Consider the following 15,385-nt stretch of genomic DNA (forward strand, 5'->3'; position numbering starts at 1 on the left):
GCGCGATGAAGCCCGGAATCCACCCCGCCTACCGCCCCGTCGTCTTCCGTGACAAGGCGGGCGACTTCGCCTTTCTGACCCGCTCCACCGCGACCAGCGCGAAGACGGTCGTCTGGGAGGACGGCGTCACGTATCCCGTCATCGACGTGGAGATCTCCTCGGCGAGCCATCCCTTCTACACGGGCAACGCCCGCGTGCTGGACACCGCCGGCCGCGTGGAGCGCTTCGAGCGCCGCTACGGGCATCGACCCGGGGCCCGTTAGTGGCGGGCGTCGACAACAGGCTCCCCGTCGCGATCGTCTGCGGACTGCACGCGGACGCCCGCGAGGCGGCCGTGCGCCGGCTCCTCGCCACCGTGCCCGGCAGCGTCGCGCTCCACCACGATCTGTCGACGGCCGCGCGGGGCACGGTCGTACGGACGGTCCGTGACGCCACGGGCACGCTCTCCACGGGCGAGGCGCCGCTGGTCAACGACTGCGCCTGCTGCGCGCTGCGGGAGGATCTCGTACCGGAGCTGGAGCGGCTCGCCGACGGCGGGCTGACCCGGCTCGCCGTCGTCGAACTGTGGGACTCGGTCGAGCCCCGGGCGATGGCCGAGGTCGTGGCGGCGCACGGCGGGGAGCGGCTCGTCGTCAGCTCCGTGCTGACCGCGGTCGACCCGGCGCTGCTGCTGCCGTATCTCGGCAATGGCGACGACCTCGCCGACGCCGGGCTGGCGGCGGCCGCCTCCGACCGGCGGACGGTCGCGGACACCTGGGCGCGTCAGTTGGAGTACGCGCCGGTGCTCGCCCTGGCCGACAACCCGCTCGCGGACGACGAGGACCGCGCGCTGCTGGCCCAGTTGCACCCGACCGCACGGCGGATACGGATCGACGGCGAGGGGGCGTCGGCCGGGGAGCTGGCCGCCGCGGCCCTCGCCGGGTTCGACATCGAGGCCGCCGCCGCCCGTCAGCACCCGGCCTGCGCGCTGCTGCCGCAGGAGGCGGACGAGTGCGGTGTCGGTACGTATGTCTGGCACCGCGCCAGGCCCTTCCACCCGGAGCGGCTCTATCAGGCGCTGGAGGAACTGACCTGTGCCGCGGCCCGCAGCCGTGGCCGTTTCTGGCTCGCCGACCGTCCCGACACCCTGCTGGCCTGGGACGCGGCGGGCGGCGCGCTCTGTGTGGAGAGCGCGGGGCCCTGGCTGGCGTCGCTGCCGGACGCCGCCTGGGAGTCGGTGCCGCCGCCGCGGCGGGCCGCCGCCGCCCTGGACTGGGATCCGCCGCACGGCGACCGCTGCCAGCACCTGGTGTTCACCTCGCCCGGACTCGACCGGGAAGGGATCGAGCGCCTTCTCGAATCCTGTCTGCTCACCGATACCGAGTACGCCGCGGGCCACGCGGCCTGGAAGCGACTCCCGCCCGCCTTCGACTCCCTGCTGGAGGTCTGATGTCCGCCCGTCGTGGGGAACGCAAACCGTCCGTGTCCCGGCCCAATCCTCTGGACCGCGCGGGTATCACCTATATCGACTACAAGGACACAGATCTGTTGCGGAAATTCATCTCGGACCGCGGCAAGATTCGCAGCCGCCGGGTGACTCGTGTGAGCGCTCAGCAGCAGCGCGCACTGGCGCGCGCGGTCAAGAACGCCCGGGAAATGGGGTTGCTGCCGTACCGCCCGGCGTGACACCGATCCCACCGGGGCCCCTCCTGAGCAGGTCAGGAGGGGCCCCGGTGCGTCGTACGGGTCTCATACGTGGAGACTGGAGCGGGGAATTGGGATCCGAATGACCGGGAAACGCGTCTCTTCCTAGAGCGCGGGGGATTCGCTCCGGACGGCCGTCTCGGTGCGGTGTCTGTAATCAAAGCACCACCCCGCGTGCACGTGCATTTGCTCATGCATCAGCACATGAAACACAGCTATGATCCGAGACAGTTGACACCTGCACCTTGCAACTCGGGGAGCGACCTGTGCACCACGTGTACAACGGCATAACGGCCACAGAGCTTCACGGAGTCGTCTGGCAGAAGAGCATGCACAGCAACTCCCAGGGGTCCTGTGTGGAGTTCGCCAAACTGCCGGGCGGGGAGGTGGCGGTGCGTAACTCGCGCTTCCCCGACGGACCCGCGCTCGTATACACGCCCGCGGAAATCGAGGCCCTGCTGCTGGGGGTCAAGGACGGGGAATTCGATCATCTGACGGCCGACGCCTGAGGCAGCGGCCGAGGCGGGCTTCGAGGTCCGCGCAGGAACGATCCTGCGTGGGCCGGGCCCGGCGGCCGGCGCCGCGGGCATCCACGGGTGCGCCGTTACGTCAACGGCGTGATTCGGCCACCGCGCCCGACCGGGTGATCCTGGGGTGATCGCGGCCGGCCTCGTGGCGGGCTTCGCGGCGGGCTTGGTGGCGTCCTGGTGGCGGCTTCGTGGCGCGCCGATCCTGACGGCGGCCCGCTCGGTCCGTCCGGCGCACGACAGCGCACGAGCCCGTCCGCGGCCGGACGGGCTCGTTCCGCGACCGGAGGCGCTCAGTCCTTCCGCAGCTGGAACAGCGCCCAGACGACCTTGCCGTGCAGCGAGCCCGCCAGCGGGTGCCAGCCCCAGGTGTCGCTGAACGACTCCACCAGGAAGAGTCCGCGCCCGGACTCCGCCGCGCCGTCCTCCTCCGTGTTCCGCGTCGTCGGCCCGGCGTGGCTGGGGTCCCGTACCGCGCACACGAGCCGTGAGGTCCAGCGCATCAGATGCAGCCGTACGGGCGGGTCCTGCGGCTCCCGCGGGGTGTCCGCGGGCAGGGCGTGGCGCAGCGCGTTGGTGACGAGTTCCGAGACGACCAGCGCGACATCGTCGAAGCGGTGGTCCAGCTCCCACTGGCTCAGTGTGGCGCGTGTGAAGTGCCGCGCCCCGCGCACCGCCTCATAGCGGGCGGGCAGAGCGCACGACGCCGAACCGGCGGCCCCCGCGGGATCGATCGGGGGGAGCCCCTGCCTTAACGGCTCGAGCATGGTCGATCCATTCATCCCCATGCGAGGCACTCCCGAGATTCGCGGCCGTAGCGATACTGCGGTGGTCCAGCGTCACATCACGTCAATCACGAACGAGCACGCGCAGGTGCGCGGGGACCATGGTTCCGAATGCGTAGGGCAGATGCAAGGGCAGATGCACGTGCACGCGCCGGACTTGATCAGATCCGTACCGTTTCTGGCGCATTTCTCCTCGTGACCAGTTTTGCTCTCTCCGCAAAGCCTTCTTATTTCCGTAATCGAATGAGTACGGGCTGAAGCGTTTTGATGGCAGAATCCGGCACTTGGAGTTCGGGGGTGCTCCGGGGAGAACCACATGCGATGGGGAGGGTTGGGACGTGACCGCAGCCGAATCGGGCGGTTCCGTGGTGCGACGCATCCTGCTTGGCTCACAGCTCAGGCGGTTGCGCGAGACGCGCGGCATCACACGTGAAGCCGCCGGCTACTCGATCCGCGCTTCCGAGTCCAAGATCAGCCGTATGGAGTTGGGACGGGTGAGCTTCAAGGCAAGAGACATCGAGGACCTGCTGACCCTCTACGGCGTCGCCGACGAGGGCGAGCGTGCCGCCCTTCTCGGCCTCGCCAGGGAGGCCAATGTCGCGGGGTGGTGGCACAGCTTCGGTGATGTGCTGCCCGGCTGGTTCCAGACCTATATCGGCCTGGAGGGCGCCGCCTCACTGATCCGCATCTACGAGGTGCAGTTCGTGCACGGTCTGCTCCAGACCGAGGCGTACGCGCACGCCGTCGTCACACGCGGTCAGCCGGAGGCACCCCGCAGCGAGGTCGACCGCCGGGTCGCGCTCCGTCTGGAGCGGCAGAAGGTCCTCGTCTCCGAGCGGGCACCGCGTTTCCACGCCATTCTCGACGAGGCCGCGCTGCGCCGCCCGTACGGCGACCGCTCCGTGATGCAGGGCCAGTTGAAACATCTCATCGAGATCTCCGAGCAGCCCAACATCACGCTCCAGGTGATGCCGTTCAGCTTCGGCGGGCACGCGGGCGAGAGCGGCGCTTTCACCATGCTGAGTTTTCCCGAGTCGGATCTCTCCGATGTCGTTTTCCTGGAGCAGCTCACCAGCGCGCTCTATCTGGACAAGAGGGAAGAGGTCGCTCAGTACGAACGGGTGATGGGGCGACTACAGGTCGACAGCCCGGGTCCGGAGGAGAGCCGGGATGTCCTTCGCGGCCTGCTCCAACTGATCTGAGACATCAGTACGATGACCTCACATCAGGAGTTTGCACCTGCAGTAAGGGATCGCATGTCCTACTTCACCGATCTGGCCCACCAGTACATCGACGGCGAGTGGCGGACGGGCAGCGGCTCGTGGGACATCATCGACTTCAACCCGTACAACGGGGAGAAACTCGCCGCCATCACCATCGCCACGGTGGAGGAGGTCGATGAGGCGTACCGCGCCGCCGAGCGCGCGCAGCGCGGCTGGGCCGAGACGAACCCCTACGCCCGCAGACTGGTCTTCGAGCGGGTCCTGAGGCTTGTCGAGGAGCGCAAGGACGACATCGTCGAGGCGATCATCGACGAGCTGGGCGGGACGCGCGTCAAGGCGGAGTACGAGGTCCGCACCGCGCAGGAGTTCCTCCGCGAGGCCATCCAGATCGCCCTGCGCCCCGAGGGCCGGATCCTGCCGTCCCCGGTCGACGGCCGGGAGAACCGTGTCTACCGGCTGCCCGTGGGCGTCGTCGGAGTGATAGGCCCCTTCAACTACCCGTTCCTGGTGACGATCAAGTCCGTGGCACCGGCGCTGGCGCTCGGCAACGCCGTGGTGATCAAGCCCAACCAGAACGCGCCCATGGTCGGCGGCGGACTCATAGCCAAGCTCTTCGAGGACGCGGAACTGCCGGCCGGACTGCTCAACGTCCTGGTGACGGACATCGCCGAGGTCGGCGACGCGCTGATAGAGCACCCCGTCCCCAAGGTGATCTCCTTCGCCGGCTCCGACCGGGTCGGCCGCCATGTCGGCGCCGTCGCCGGCGCCAACTTCAAGCGGGCCATCCTCGAACTGAGCGGCAACAGCGCGCTGGTCGTCCTCGACGATCTCGACGAGGCGGGGCTCGACTACGCGGTGGACGCGGCGGTCGCCAGCAGGTTCGTCTACCAGGGCCAGGTCTGTATGGCCGCCAACCGCATCCTGGTGGACCGCAGTGTCGAGCGGGAGTTCACCGAGAAGTTCGTGGCGAAGGTGACCGCGCTCAGGACCGGTGACCCGCGCGACAGCGAGACCCAGATCGGCCCGGTCATCAACACCTTCCAGGCGGACGCCCTGACGGCGCTGGTGGAGCAGGCGCTCGCGGAGGGCGCCACGGCGCTGGTACGGGGGCGTACGCGCGGCAATCTGGTGGAGCCGACGGTCCTCGCGGGTCTGCCGGAGGACTCGCCGCTGATGCAGCAGGAGATCTTCGGCCCGGTGGTGCTGCTGGTCCCCTTCGACGGTGAGGAGGAGGCGGTACGGCTCGCCAACGACACCCCGTACGGACTGAGCGGGGCGGTGCACACCTCGAATCTGGAGCGCGGGGTCGCGTTTGCCAAGCGGATCGTCACCGGCATGATGCACGTCAATGACTCGACCGTGCAGGACGAGCCGATGGTGGCGTTCGGCGGGGAGAAGTTCTCGGGGCTCGGCCGGCTGAACGGGGACTCGACGGTCGAGGCGTTCACGACACAGAAGTGGATCTCGGTGCAGCACGGCCGTACGGAGTTCCCGCTCTGACGGCGTGACGGGCGTGACGGGCATGGCGGGCGTAACGGCGCCAGGGGCTCCGGCGGTGCTGGCGGCTCCGGAACGGCGCTGACGCGCTGGTCATAACCTGGAGCCATGTCAGCGATCCGTTTGCTCGTACTCTTCGCGGTCCGTCAGCACGGGCGGGCCCACGGCTATCAGGTGCGCAACGACCTGGAGTACTGGGGCGCCCACGAGTGGTCCACCGCCAAGCCCGGCTCGATCTACCACGCCCTCAAGCAGATGGCGAAACAGGGCATGCTGCTGGCGCACGAGGTGGCGCCGAGCACGGCGGGCGGGCCGCCGCGTACCGAGTACGAGATCACGGACGCGGGCCGTGAGGAGTACTTCCGGCTGCTGCGCGAATCGCTGACCTCGTACGACCAGAAAATGGACGTCCTGTCGGCCGGGATCGGCTCCATCGTCGACCTGCCCCGCGCCGAGGTCGTGGAACTGCTCAAGGAGCGGGTGGCCGGGATCGAGGCGTGGCGGGCCGCGGTGACCGAGCACTATGTGCCCGAGGACGGCCCGGAACAGCTCGGGCACATCGGCGAGATCATGAACCTCTGGGTGCACTCGGCGGACTCGGGGGCGGAGTGGACCCGGGGGCTGATCAAGCGCATCGAGGGCGGTGCGTACACCTTCGCCGGTGAGGGCGAGCCCTTTGTGGGAGTGCTCTCCGAGGGCCAGGTGAACCCGTACGCGACGGGGATTCCCGACGACGGAGATCCTCACTAATCAAGTTTGACCAATCGGGCGTGAGGGCCTACTCTTCCGGCTCGGTAGTCAAGTTTGATTACTGTAGCGGGAGGCGAAGACATTGACCGACGTGATCGTCGTGAGGGGCGCGCGGAAGCGGTACGGCGAGAAGCCGGCCCTGGACGGGTTCGATCTGACGGTGGGACGGGGCACGGTGCACGGCGTGCTCGGCCCGAACGGGGCGGGCAAGACCACGGCCGTACGGATCCTGACCACGCTGCTGCGGCATGACGAGGGCCTGGTGCGGGTGGCCGGCTTCGACGTACGGACGCAGGGGCGGGAGGTACGGCGCAGGATCGGGCTGCTGGGGCAGCACGCGGCGCTCGACGAGGACCTGAGCGGCCGGCAGAACCTGGAGATGTTCGGGCGGCTGTACCACCTCGGCGCGCGACGGGCGGGGACGCGGGCGGACGAGCTGCTGGAGCGGTTCGGCCTCGCGGACACCGGCCGCAAGCCGGTGAAGCAGTACAGCGGCGGTATGCGGCGCCGGCTCGATCTGGCCGCGTCCCTGATCACCGATCCGGAGGTGCTCTTCCTGGACGAGCCGACGACCGGGCTCGATCCGCGCGGCCGGGCGGAGGTGTGGAGCGCGGTGCGCTCCCTGGTCGGCGGCGGTACGACCGTCCTGCTGACCACGCAGTATCTGGAGGAGGCCGACCAACTGGCGCACCGCGTCTCGGTGGTGGACAGCGGCCGGGTCATCGCCGAGGGCACGCCGGACGGACTCAAGGCCAGGACCGGCGGCGACCGGATCGATGTCGTCCTGCGCGACGCGGACCGGCTGGCGGACGGCGCGCGGACCCTGGCGCGTACGGCGGGGACGCACGCGGTCAGCACCGATGTGGACCGGCGGCTGCTCAGCGCCCCGGTGACCGACCGGATGGGGGCGCTGACGGAGACCGTGCGGGCCCTGCACGGGGAGGGGATCGAGGCGGAGGACATCGCGCTGCGCCGGCCCACGCTGGACGAGGTCTTCCTCCAGCTCACCGGCAAGGAGAAAGAAAGGGAGAAGGAAACGGAGAAGGAAGAGGGGAAGGAAGAGGGGAAGGAAGAGGGGAAGGAAAAGGAAAGGGAGAAGCGGGACCGCGCCGTTCCCCAGGAGGAGCGGGAGGTGCCGGCATGGCGACGGTGAGCGCGGGGACGCCGGCGGTTACGGGCGACGGGGGCAGCGGGGGCACCGGGGGCGGTGGGCTCGGCTGGGCACTCGCCGACTCCTGGACCATGACCCGGCGCGAACTCGCCCGCTGGGCACGGCAGCCGGTCCAGGTCGTCGTCGGGCTGGTCTTCCCGGTGATGCTGCTGCTGATGTTCGGCTATCTGATCGGCGGCGGCCGGGGGATCGAGGGGGAGTACGTCGCGTTCCTCGTCCCGGGCATGCTCGCCCTGACCATGGCCTTCGGTCTGGAGGCCACGATGCTCGCCATCACCCAGGATCTGGACAAGGGGGTGGTGGACCGGTTCCGTTCGATGCCCATGGCGTCCTCCGCGGTGCTGGTGGGCCGGAGCGTCGCGGACATGCTCCAGTCGGCGGTCGGCCTGGCGGTGATGATCGGTGTCGGCCGGCTCCTCGGCTGGCGCTGGCACGACGGGGCCGTGTCCTTCCTCGGCGCCGTGGGGCTGCTGCTCCTGTTCCGGTTCGCGATGCTCTGGCTCGGTATCCATCTCGCGATGGTGGCGGGGCGGCCCGAGATGGTGCAGGCGGTGCAGATCCTGGTGTGGCCGATCGGCTTCCTCTCCAACGCGTTCGCGGCCCCGGAGTCCATGCCGGGCTGGCTGGGCACGGTCGTGGAGTGGAACCCGATGTCGGCGACGGCCACCGCGGTCCGCGATCTCTTCGGCAACCCGGCGGCGACCGGGGGCTCCTGGGCGGCCGAGCACGCCGGGCTGCTGGCCGTCCTCTGGCCGCTGGTGCTGCTCGCGGTCTTCTTCCCGCTGGCCGTACGGAGGTACGCCCGGCTCAGCCGCTGACCGGCCCGCGGCGAACGGCCGGGGCCGGTGGGCACACGGCCGGGGCCGGCGGGCGAACGGCCGGGGCCGGCGGGCGGAAGGCCGGGACCGGTGGTGGAAGGCCGTGGTGAGGCGGGTGGGGGCAGGCCGCGGTCAGTGGTGGAAGGCCGTCGCCGCGGCCTTGTCCCGCTCCAGGGGGTGCGCCTGGCGGCGCAGTTCCGGGAGCACCTGCTCCAGATCGTCCATGAGCAGCCCGGCCAGATCGGCGGAGAAGCCGTTGCGGCACACGATCCGCAGCACGGAGAGATCCTCGCGGTTGGCCGGGAAGGTGTACGCGGGCACGAGCCACCCGTGCTGGCGCAGCCGGGCCGAGACGTCGAAGACATCGAAGTTCTCGATGCCCGGGGCGGTGGTGAAGGCGAACACGGGCAGTTCGTCGCCCCGGGAGAGCAGCCGGAAGTCGCCGAGGCCCTCGATCCGCCCGGCCAGTTTGGTGGCGATGTCCCGGGCCGTCTGCTGGACGGCGCGGTAGCCGTCGCGGCCCAGCCGCAGGAAGGTGTAGTACTGCGCGACCACCTGGGCGCCCGGCCGGGAGAAGTTCAGCGCGAAGGTCGGCATGTCGCCGCCCAGATAGTTCACCCGGAAGACCAGTTCCTCGGGCAGGTCCTCGCGTGAGCGCCACAGCGCCCAGCCGACGCCCGGGTAGACGAGCCCGTACTTGTGCCCGGAGGTGTTGATGGAGGCGACGCGCGGCAGCCGGAAGTCCCAGATCAGGTCCTCGTCGAGGAAGGGCGCGATCATGCCGCCCGACGCCCCGTCGACATGGACGGGGATGTCCAGGCCCGTACGCTCCTGGAGGGCGTCCAGCGCCGCGCACACCTCGGTGACCGGTTCGTACGAGCCGTCGAAGGTGGAGCCCAGCACGGCCACGACGCCGATGGTGTTCTCGTCGCAGAGATCGACCGCGGCCTGCGGATCGAGATGGAAGCGGTCCCCCTCCATGGGCACCGTGCGCGCCTCGACCTCCCAGAAGTCGCAGAACTTCTCCCAGCAGACCTGGACATTGACGCCCATGACGAGATTGGGCCGGGCGTGCGCGGGATAGCGCTCCGCGTTGCGCTGCGCCCAGCGGCGCTTGAACGCCATTCCGGCGAGCATGCAGGCCTCGCTGGACCCGGTCGTCGAGCAGCCGACGGCCGCCGCGGGGTCGGGCGCGTTCCAGAGGTCGGCGAGCATCGCCACACAGCGCCGCTCCAGCTCGGCCGTGCGCGGGTACTCGTCCTTGTCGATCATGTTCTTGTCCCGGCACTCCGAGAGCAGCACCGTGGCCTGCGGCTCCATCCAGGTGGTGACGAAGGTGGCGAGGTTGAGCCGGGAGTTGCCGTCGAGCATCAGCTCGTCGTGGACGAGCTGATAGGCGACAGTGGGCGGGATCGGTCCGTCGGGCAGCCGGTGGACGGGCGGGGCCGAGGTCATCCCGCTGATCGGATCGGCCTCCCCGTAGAAGGGGTTGAGCGACAGCCGCCGCAGCTCGGCGCGCTCGGCCTCGGGCAGGCCGGCTCCTCGGTCCGCGCCTCGGTGGAGTGGCATCGGCGATCTCCTCGGGGTGGTAACGGGCCCCTTCGTGAGAATACGAACGATCACCGGGAACCGCCCGCCGGAGCCGGAGCCGGAGCCGGAGCCGGAGCCGGCGCCGGAGCCGGCGCCGGAACCGCCCGCCGGAGCCCGGCCGCGAGGTGTGCGCGGAGCGCCACGGGGAACACGCTCACCGTCACCGGAAGCCCACCGCGGGTCCGGTGTTTTGTCCGGCTCTGCCCGGAGTGGCTCCACCGGGCGGAGGCACCGCATGTCAAGGGCCCCGGGTGGAACCTGGAAGAGTGGACGGGCGTTGATAACTTGTGCGCGGCCGACCACGCCGAATTGACGATCGACCGACTATCTACACAGGAGTCCGGAACCCGTGACCACCCTTGCGCTCGGACCAAGCTGGCTGGACCCGGACTATCTGATCGGGACCTTCGGGCTCATCGGTGTTCTGGTCATCGTCTTCGCCGAGTCCGGCCTACTCATCGGCTTCTTCCTGCCGGGTGACTCGCTGCTCTTCACCACGGGCCTGCTGGTGACCTCCGGCACGCTCGACACCCCGCTCTGGCTGGTCTGCACGCTGGTGGTGGTCGCCGCGATCGTCGGTGACCAGGTCGGCTATCTCTTCGGCAGGAAGGTCGGTCCCGCGCTCTTCAAGCGCCCGGACTCACGGCTCTTCAAGCAGGAGAACGTCGAGAAGGCGCACGAGTTCTTCGAGAAGTACGGCCCCAAGTCGCTGGTCCTGGCGCGCTTCGTGCCCGTCGTGCGTACGTTCACGCCGATCATCGCCGGTGTGAGCCGGATGAACTACCGCTCGTTCATCATCTTCAATGTCATCGGCGGCACCCTCTGGGGCGCGGGCGTCACGCTGCTCGGGGCCGCGCTCGGCAAGATCGAGTTCGTCCACAAGAACATCGAGATGATCCTGATCGCCATCGTGCTGCTCTCGGTGCTGCCGATCGTGATCGAGTTCCTGCGGGCCCGCTCCAAGTCCAAGAAGGCCGGTCCGGCGGCCGAGCGGGATTCCGGCGCCCCCGGTCCTGACGACCTCCCCGGCGCCCCCGGCACCGGCCAGCGCGGCCGTCACGCCAAGCGCTGACCGAGCCGCTCGCGACAGACCGAGCCGCTCGCGACAGACCGAGCCGCTCGCGCCAGACCCAGCCGCTCGCGCCAGACCCAGCCGCTCGCGACGGAGCCCAGGCCCTGTCCGGCCGGAGAGCACTCAGAAGCCGCGCGTCCGCTTGGCCGCGCGGCGGCTCGACGCCCGGCCCGCTCCCGGCACGGTGAGGAACAGCCGGGAGATCTCCCCACCGAGATTGACCCCGATCGCGATCGCCAGGGCCAGCGCCGCCGCCTTGGAGAGCGAGGTCAGCCCGCGGTCCGGATTGTTCTGCGCGATGCCCAGCAGTCCGAAGTACGTCGCGGAGCCCGGCAGCAGCGGCCCGATCGCCGCCGTGACGTACGGCAGCGCCGAGGCGAACTGGTAGCGCGAGAAGAGCTGACCGAAGAGCCCCACCAGACCGGCCGCCACCGCCGTCGCGGCCACCGGCGAGATCCCGCCGGTGTCGTGCAGCGCCGCGTAGACGACCCAGGCGATACCGCCGTTGAGGGACACCATCAGTACGGTCGACCGCTCCTGCTGGAGCAGGATCGCGAAGGTGAAGCTCAGCACCACGGCGGCGATGATCTGCACCACCGGGCGTTCCGCGGTGTGCGGCGCGGCGTCCGGGTTGAGCTGCGCGTCGAGCTGCACCCCGAGATAGAGCACGGTCAGCACACCGATGATGATCGCGATGAAGAAGTACATCACCTCCAGCAGCCGTGCCGACGCGGTGATGTAGTAGCCCGTCAGTCCGTCCTGCACCCCCGCCACCAGCGCGCGTCCCGGCAGCAGCGCGAAGAGACCACCCGTGATCACGGCGGACGGCCGCACCTCCCACTGCGCGGCCGAGCCCACCAGGGTCAGCGCCACCCCCATCGCGGCGGGCGGCATCGCGGCCACCACGAACTGGTAGAACTCCGGCAGCCCCCGCCCTGCGCACAGCCAGGCCAGCCGGTCCCCGAGCATCGCGCCCAGCGCCGCCGCCACGAACACCAGCAGCCCGCCGCCGACCAGCACGGACGCGGAACCGGCCAGCACCCCGCTCGCCACGGTCAGCACCCACCCGGGGTACGGATGACGGTTGCGCCGGATCTCCGCGAGGCGCCGGTACGCCTCCTCCAGCGTGATCTCCGTGTCCCCGCTGGTGATGTCGTCGATGAGCGTGAAGACGGCGGAGAGGCGGGTGTAGTCGGTGCCCCGCCGCCGTACGGTCCGACTGGCCGTCACGGGATCCTCCACCAGCGACGGCTGATGGGAGATCGACAGCAGGGTGAAGGTGACGTTCGGTTCGCAGCGGTCGAGTCCGTACGCGCGGCTCACCGCGAACATCGCGGCCTCGACGTCCTCGGCGCCCTCGCCGCCGGCCAGCAGCAGTTCGCCGATACGGAGCGTCAGGTCCAGCACGCGCGGTACGGCGGGTCCGTTCTCGTCGTGCCGCTGCACCGTCTCCGGTACGGGCCGGTCGCCGGCCGGCATCCGCAGCAGTGTGCGCATCCGGTCCTGCCAGGGCGCCCCCTTGGCCAGCAGGACCGCGGGTACCCCGGCGGGGGCGGCCGCGGGGGACGGCCTGCGGGCGCTACGGCCGCCCGGCCCGCCGCCCACTCCGCCGCCCGGTCCGCCGTCCGGCGTGCCGAAGGCCGAGCCGCCGGGCGCGGTCTGCTGCTCGGTGCTCAGCCCCTCGGGAAGCGCGAACTCCGAGGTCGGGTGGTCGTCCTCGGGAGGAGCCGGCCGCTCCGTCCCCTGTGGCGGGGTGAAGGCACTGTGCGCCTCGTCCGGCTGGGGCTTCCGCTCCTCGGGACCGTCCGGTTCGGCCACCGCTGTCCACGCCCTCACTCACTGGCTCCCTGTCGTACTCGCTCTCGTATTCCGCTTCCGCCGATGTGCTCGTAGCCCCGCGTCTGCCCAGTATGGGCACGGACATGAGAGGCCACACCCGCACCCGGGCACCCATCCGTCCGTCATGCACACGCCCGCGCGCAGGTCACGGGCGTATCTCCCGCACGCGTCCCGCGCATCCCGCGCACATCCCGCGCGAGGCACGCGCCCCACAGACGGACGGGCGGCGCACCTCCGGAGAGATGCGCCGCCCGTCGTCCGGTCCGGCCGTCCGGCCGGTCACACGGGGGAGGAGTGCGCGGTCAGTGCGCGCCGCCCTGCGCCTCAAGTCGCTTGTACGAGGCCTCGATCTCGGCCTCGGCCTCGGCGCGGCCGACCCACTCTGCGCCCTCGACCGACTTGCCGGGCTCCAGGTCCTTGTAGACCTCGAAGAAGTGCTGGATCTCCAGCCGGTCGAACTCCGAGACATGGTGGATGTCGCGCAGGTGCTCCACCCGGGGGTCCGACGCCGGGACGCAGAGCAGCTTGTCGTCCCCGCCGGCCTCGTCCGTCATCCGGAACATACCGATCGTGCGGCACTTGATGAGGCAGCCCGGGAAGGTCGGCTCGTCCAGGATGACCAGCGCGTCCAGCGGGTCGCCGTCCTCACCGAGGGTGTTCTCCACGAAGCCGTAGTCGGCCGGGTAGCTGGTCGAGGTGAAGAGACGACGGTCGAGGCGGATCCGACCGGTCTCGTGATCCACCTCGTACTTGTTCCGCGAACCCTTAGGGATCTCGATGGTGACGTCGAACTCCACGGGTGGCTCCTCCATGATCAACACATATGTCCGGTGATACTGCGTCTTCGCGCAGGAGGGCTCCCCGGACCGGCGGTCTGACAGGCCGTATCTGGCCGGGGTGCCATGCTCGTGGCAAGGCGCAGTGATTAAGTGTCCCCCACGCAGCAGTGTGATCGCGAAAGGGGCTGGTCAGCCGTGCTTGAGCCGAAAGTGTGGCAGCTCACGGCAGGTTCCGTGGTGCTCGGCCTGACGCTCGCGGCGGTCGCGGTGGCCGTGGCGGGCCCCTGGGACTCGGGTCAGCGTAAGGCCGAGCGGGAGTGGGCCGCAGCCCAGGACCGAACGGGTGGCGCACATCACGACCCGAGCGCCCCCCGCACGCCCTCGCCCGCCCCCAGCGCCCCCGACGTGCTCTCCGTGCTCACCGACGGGACCGCCGCGCCCGCGGAGCTGCAAGCGGACCTCGGCAGAACCCTCAAGCCCCTGCTCGACGCCAAGGCCCTCGGCCCCCTGCGCACGGCGTCCGTCGTCGACGCCACCACCGGCGAGCCGCTGTACGGGAAGGGCGCGGACACCCCCATGACCCCGGCCTCCACTGTCAAGATCGCCACCACGGTCGCCGCGCTCTCCGCGCTCGGCCCCGACCACCGCATCGCCACCACGGTCATGGCGACCCGGGACGGGAGGACGGTCACCCTCGTCGGCGGCGGGGACGCCACCCTCGACCGGACCGGACTGGGCGCCCTGGCCGAGGACACCGCCCGCGCGCTGCGCGACCGGGGGGTCACCGAGGTCCGGGTGCGCTACGACGCCTCCCTCTACTCGGGCCCCCGGGCCCACCCCATCGGCCCCAACGACAACATCGCCCCCGTCGACGCGCTGATGGCCGGACAGGGCCGTCTCGACACGTCCGCCGACACGTCCGCCGGCGGACCCGCGCCCCGCAGCGGCGACCCGGCGGGCGACGCCGCCGATCTCTTCGCCCAGCTGCTGCGCGACCGGGGTGTCCGCACCACCGCGGCCCCCACCGCCGGCAAGCCCGCCAAGGGCGCGGCACCCGTCGCCAAGACCTACTCCCGGCCGCTGTCCGCGCTGGTCGAACGCGCCCTGACCGAGAGCGACAACGACATCGCGGAGTCCCTGGCCCGCCAGACCGCGATCGCCACGGGCCGGCCGGCGAGCTTCGCGGGCGCCGGCCAGGCCGTCCACGACCGGCTCAAGAAGCTCGAACTGCCCCTCACCGGGGCCCGCTTCGCCGACGGCAGCGGCCTGGACCGCAGGGACAGGGCCTCCGCCGCACTGCTCACCGCCCTGCTGGCACGCGCCGCCGACCCGGCCCACCCGGAGCTGCGTCCCGTCCTGACCGGGCTGCCCGTCGCCCGGTTCACCGGCACGCTCAGGAGCCGGTACGGGAACGCCGCGCCCGCCGCCGGGCTCGTCCGCGCCAAGACCGGCACGCTCACCGGGGTGAACACCCTGGCCGGCACGGTCGTCGACGCCCGGGGCCGGCTGCTGGCCTTCGCCTTCATGGCGGGCTCCACCACGGCGCCCGCGGGAGCGCAGGCGGCCCTGGACCGGCTCTCCGCCGCCCTGGTCCGCTGAGCCCCGGCCCCCGCGCCCGCCCGGCCCCCGCGCCCGCCGCCGCCCGCCCGGC

General features: G+C 70.7%; 15 protein-coding genes. 11 read left to right on the forward strand and 4 right to left on the reverse strand.

Annotated elements, in window-relative coordinates:
• Nucleotides 1-5 precede the first annotated feature (5 nt).
• The 4 genes from ACFYYH_RS09185 (at nucleotide 6) to ACFYYH_RS09200 (ending at nucleotide 2,192) form a co-directional block, all read left to right on the forward strand.
• Nucleotides 6-263 carry a type B 50S ribosomal protein L31 gene (locus ACFYYH_RS09185; RefSeq protein WP_388547932.1) on the forward strand — a complete coding sequence of 86 codons (258 nt, stop codon included), beginning with the start codon at nucleotides 6-8 and terminating at the stop codon, nucleotides 261-263.
• A complete protein-coding gene (locus ACFYYH_RS09190) occupies nucleotides 263-1,429 on the forward strand; it encodes a CobW family GTP-binding protein (protein WP_388547935.1) in 1,167 nt (388 codons plus the stop codon). Before ACFYYH_RS09185 ends, ACFYYH_RS09190 begins: the two co-directional genes overlap by 1 nt.
• On the forward strand, nucleotides 1,429-1,665 hold the full coding sequence (rpsR, locus tag ACFYYH_RS09195) for a 30S ribosomal protein S18 (RefSeq protein WP_388547938.1): 237 nt from the start codon (nucleotides 1,429-1,431) through the stop codon (nucleotides 1,663-1,665). Before ACFYYH_RS09190 ends, rpsR begins: the two co-directional genes overlap by 1 nt.
• Nucleotides 1,666-1,949: 284 nt before the next feature.
• Complete coding sequence (locus ACFYYH_RS09200; protein WP_388547941.1) at nucleotides 1,950-2,192, forward strand: DUF397 domain-containing protein; 243 nt, start codon at nucleotides 1,950-1,952, stop codon at nucleotides 2,190-2,192.
• A gap of 311 nt (nucleotides 2,193-2,503) precedes the next feature.
• Here ACFYYH_RS09200 and ACFYYH_RS09205 read toward each other — a convergent pair whose 3' ends face one another.
• Nucleotides 2,504-2,998, reverse strand: coding sequence for an ATP-binding protein (locus ACFYYH_RS09205; protein WP_388547944.1), 495 nt, complete (start codon nucleotides 2,996-2,998; stop codon nucleotides 2,504-2,506).
• A 335-nt stretch (nucleotides 2,999-3,333) separates the two neighbouring features.
• Here ACFYYH_RS09205 and ACFYYH_RS09210 point away from each other — a divergent pair, with 335 nt between their 5' ends.
• The 5 genes from ACFYYH_RS09210 (at nucleotide 3,334) to ACFYYH_RS09230 (ending at nucleotide 8,454) form a co-directional block, all read left to right on the forward strand.
• The gene (locus tag ACFYYH_RS09210) at nucleotides 3,334-4,197 is read left to right on the forward strand and encodes a helix-turn-helix domain-containing protein (RefSeq protein WP_388547946.1); all 864 of its coding nucleotides are present in this window, start codon (nucleotides 3,334-3,336) and stop codon (nucleotides 4,195-4,197) included.
• 54 nt (nucleotides 4,198-4,251) lie between these two features.
• Entirely contained in the window at nucleotides 4,252-5,718 is a 1,467-nt protein-coding gene (locus ACFYYH_RS09215; protein ID WP_388547949.1) for an aldehyde dehydrogenase family protein, read from the forward strand.
• A gap of 105 nt (nucleotides 5,719-5,823) precedes the next feature.
• A complete protein-coding gene (locus tag ACFYYH_RS09220; RefSeq protein ID WP_388547952.1) occupies nucleotides 5,824-6,465 on the forward strand; it encodes a PadR family transcriptional regulator in 642 nt (213 codons plus the stop codon).
• Between the two features lie 82 nt (nucleotides 6,466-6,547).
• Entirely contained in the window at nucleotides 6,548-7,618 is a 1,071-nt protein-coding gene (locus ACFYYH_RS09225; protein ID WP_388547955.1) for an ATP-binding cassette domain-containing protein, read from the forward strand.
• Entirely contained in the window at nucleotides 7,606-8,454 is an 849-nt protein-coding gene (locus ACFYYH_RS09230) for an ABC transporter permease (protein ID WP_388547959.1), read from the forward strand. Before ACFYYH_RS09225 ends, ACFYYH_RS09230 begins: the two co-directional genes overlap by 13 nt.
• Nucleotides 8,455-8,586: 132 nt before the next feature.
• Here the strand turns inward: ACFYYH_RS09230 and ACFYYH_RS09235 are convergent, their stop codons facing one another.
• Nucleotides 8,587-10,023 (reverse strand): glutamate decarboxylase, encoded by a 1,437-nt coding sequence (locus ACFYYH_RS09235; RefSeq protein ID WP_388547962.1) that lies wholly within the window; start codon nucleotides 10,021-10,023, stop codon nucleotides 8,587-8,589.
• Nucleotides 10,024-10,393: 370 nt separating this feature from the next.
• On the opposite strand from ACFYYH_RS09235, the gene ACFYYH_RS09240 reads away from it, so the two are divergent.
• Nucleotides 10,394-11,116 carry a DedA family protein gene (locus tag ACFYYH_RS09240; protein WP_388547965.1) on the forward strand — a complete coding sequence of 241 codons (723 nt, stop codon included), beginning with the start codon at nucleotides 10,394-10,396 and terminating at the stop codon, nucleotides 11,114-11,116.
• 123 nt (nucleotides 11,117-11,239) lie between these two features.
• Here the strand turns inward: ACFYYH_RS09240 and ACFYYH_RS09245 are convergent, their stop codons facing one another.
• Complete coding sequence (locus ACFYYH_RS09245) at nucleotides 11,240-12,934, reverse strand: threonine/serine exporter ThrE family protein (protein WP_388548123.1); 1,695 nt, start codon at nucleotides 12,932-12,934, stop codon at nucleotides 11,240-11,242.
• Between the two features lie 323 nt (nucleotides 12,935-13,257).
• Nucleotides 13,258-13,752, reverse strand: coding sequence for an inorganic diphosphatase (locus tag ACFYYH_RS09250; protein WP_388548126.1), 495 nt, complete (start codon nucleotides 13,750-13,752; stop codon nucleotides 13,258-13,260).
• 177 nt (nucleotides 13,753-13,929) lie between these two features.
• Here ACFYYH_RS09250 and dacB point away from each other — a divergent pair, with 177 nt between their 5' ends.
• Nucleotides 13,930-15,333 carry a D-alanyl-D-alanine carboxypeptidase/D-alanyl-D-alanine-endopeptidase gene (dacB, locus tag ACFYYH_RS09255; protein ID WP_388547967.1) on the forward strand — a complete coding sequence of 468 codons (1,404 nt, stop codon included), beginning with the start codon at nucleotides 13,930-13,932 and terminating at the stop codon, nucleotides 15,331-15,333.
• Nucleotides 15,334-15,385: the final 52 nt, after the last annotated feature.

It is taken from the genome of Streptomyces sp. NPDC002018 (assembly GCF_042890865.1).
GTDB lineage: Bacteria > Actinomycetota > Actinomycetes > Streptomycetales > Streptomycetaceae > Streptomyces.

Coding starts and splice junctions, on each gene's coding strand:
- ACFYYH_RS09185 (WP_388547932.1), top strand. CDS start 6: ATGAAGCCCGGAATCCACCCCGCCTACCGCCCCGTCGTCTTCCGTGAC.
- rpsR (WP_388547938.1), top strand. CDS start 1,429: ATGTCCGCCCGTCGTGGGGAACGCAAACCGTCCGTGTCCCGGCCCAAT.
- ACFYYH_RS09205 (WP_388547944.1), bottom strand. CDS start 2,998: ATGGGGATGAATGGATCGACCATGCTCGAGCCGTTAAGGCAGGGGCTC.
- ACFYYH_RS09215 (WP_388547949.1), top strand. CDS start 4,252: ATGTCCTACTTCACCGATCTGGCCCACCAGTACATCGACGGCGAGTGG.
- ACFYYH_RS09220 (WP_388547952.1), top strand. CDS start 5,824: ATGTCAGCGATCCGTTTGCTCGTACTCTTCGCGGTCCGTCAGCACGGG.
- ACFYYH_RS09230 (WP_388547959.1), top strand. CDS start 7,606: ATGGCGACGGTGAGCGCGGGGACGCCGGCGGTTACGGGCGACGGGGGC.
- ACFYYH_RS09235 (WP_388547962.1), bottom strand. CDS start 10,023: ATGCCACTCCACCGAGGCGCGGACCGAGGAGCCGGCCTGCCCGAGGCC.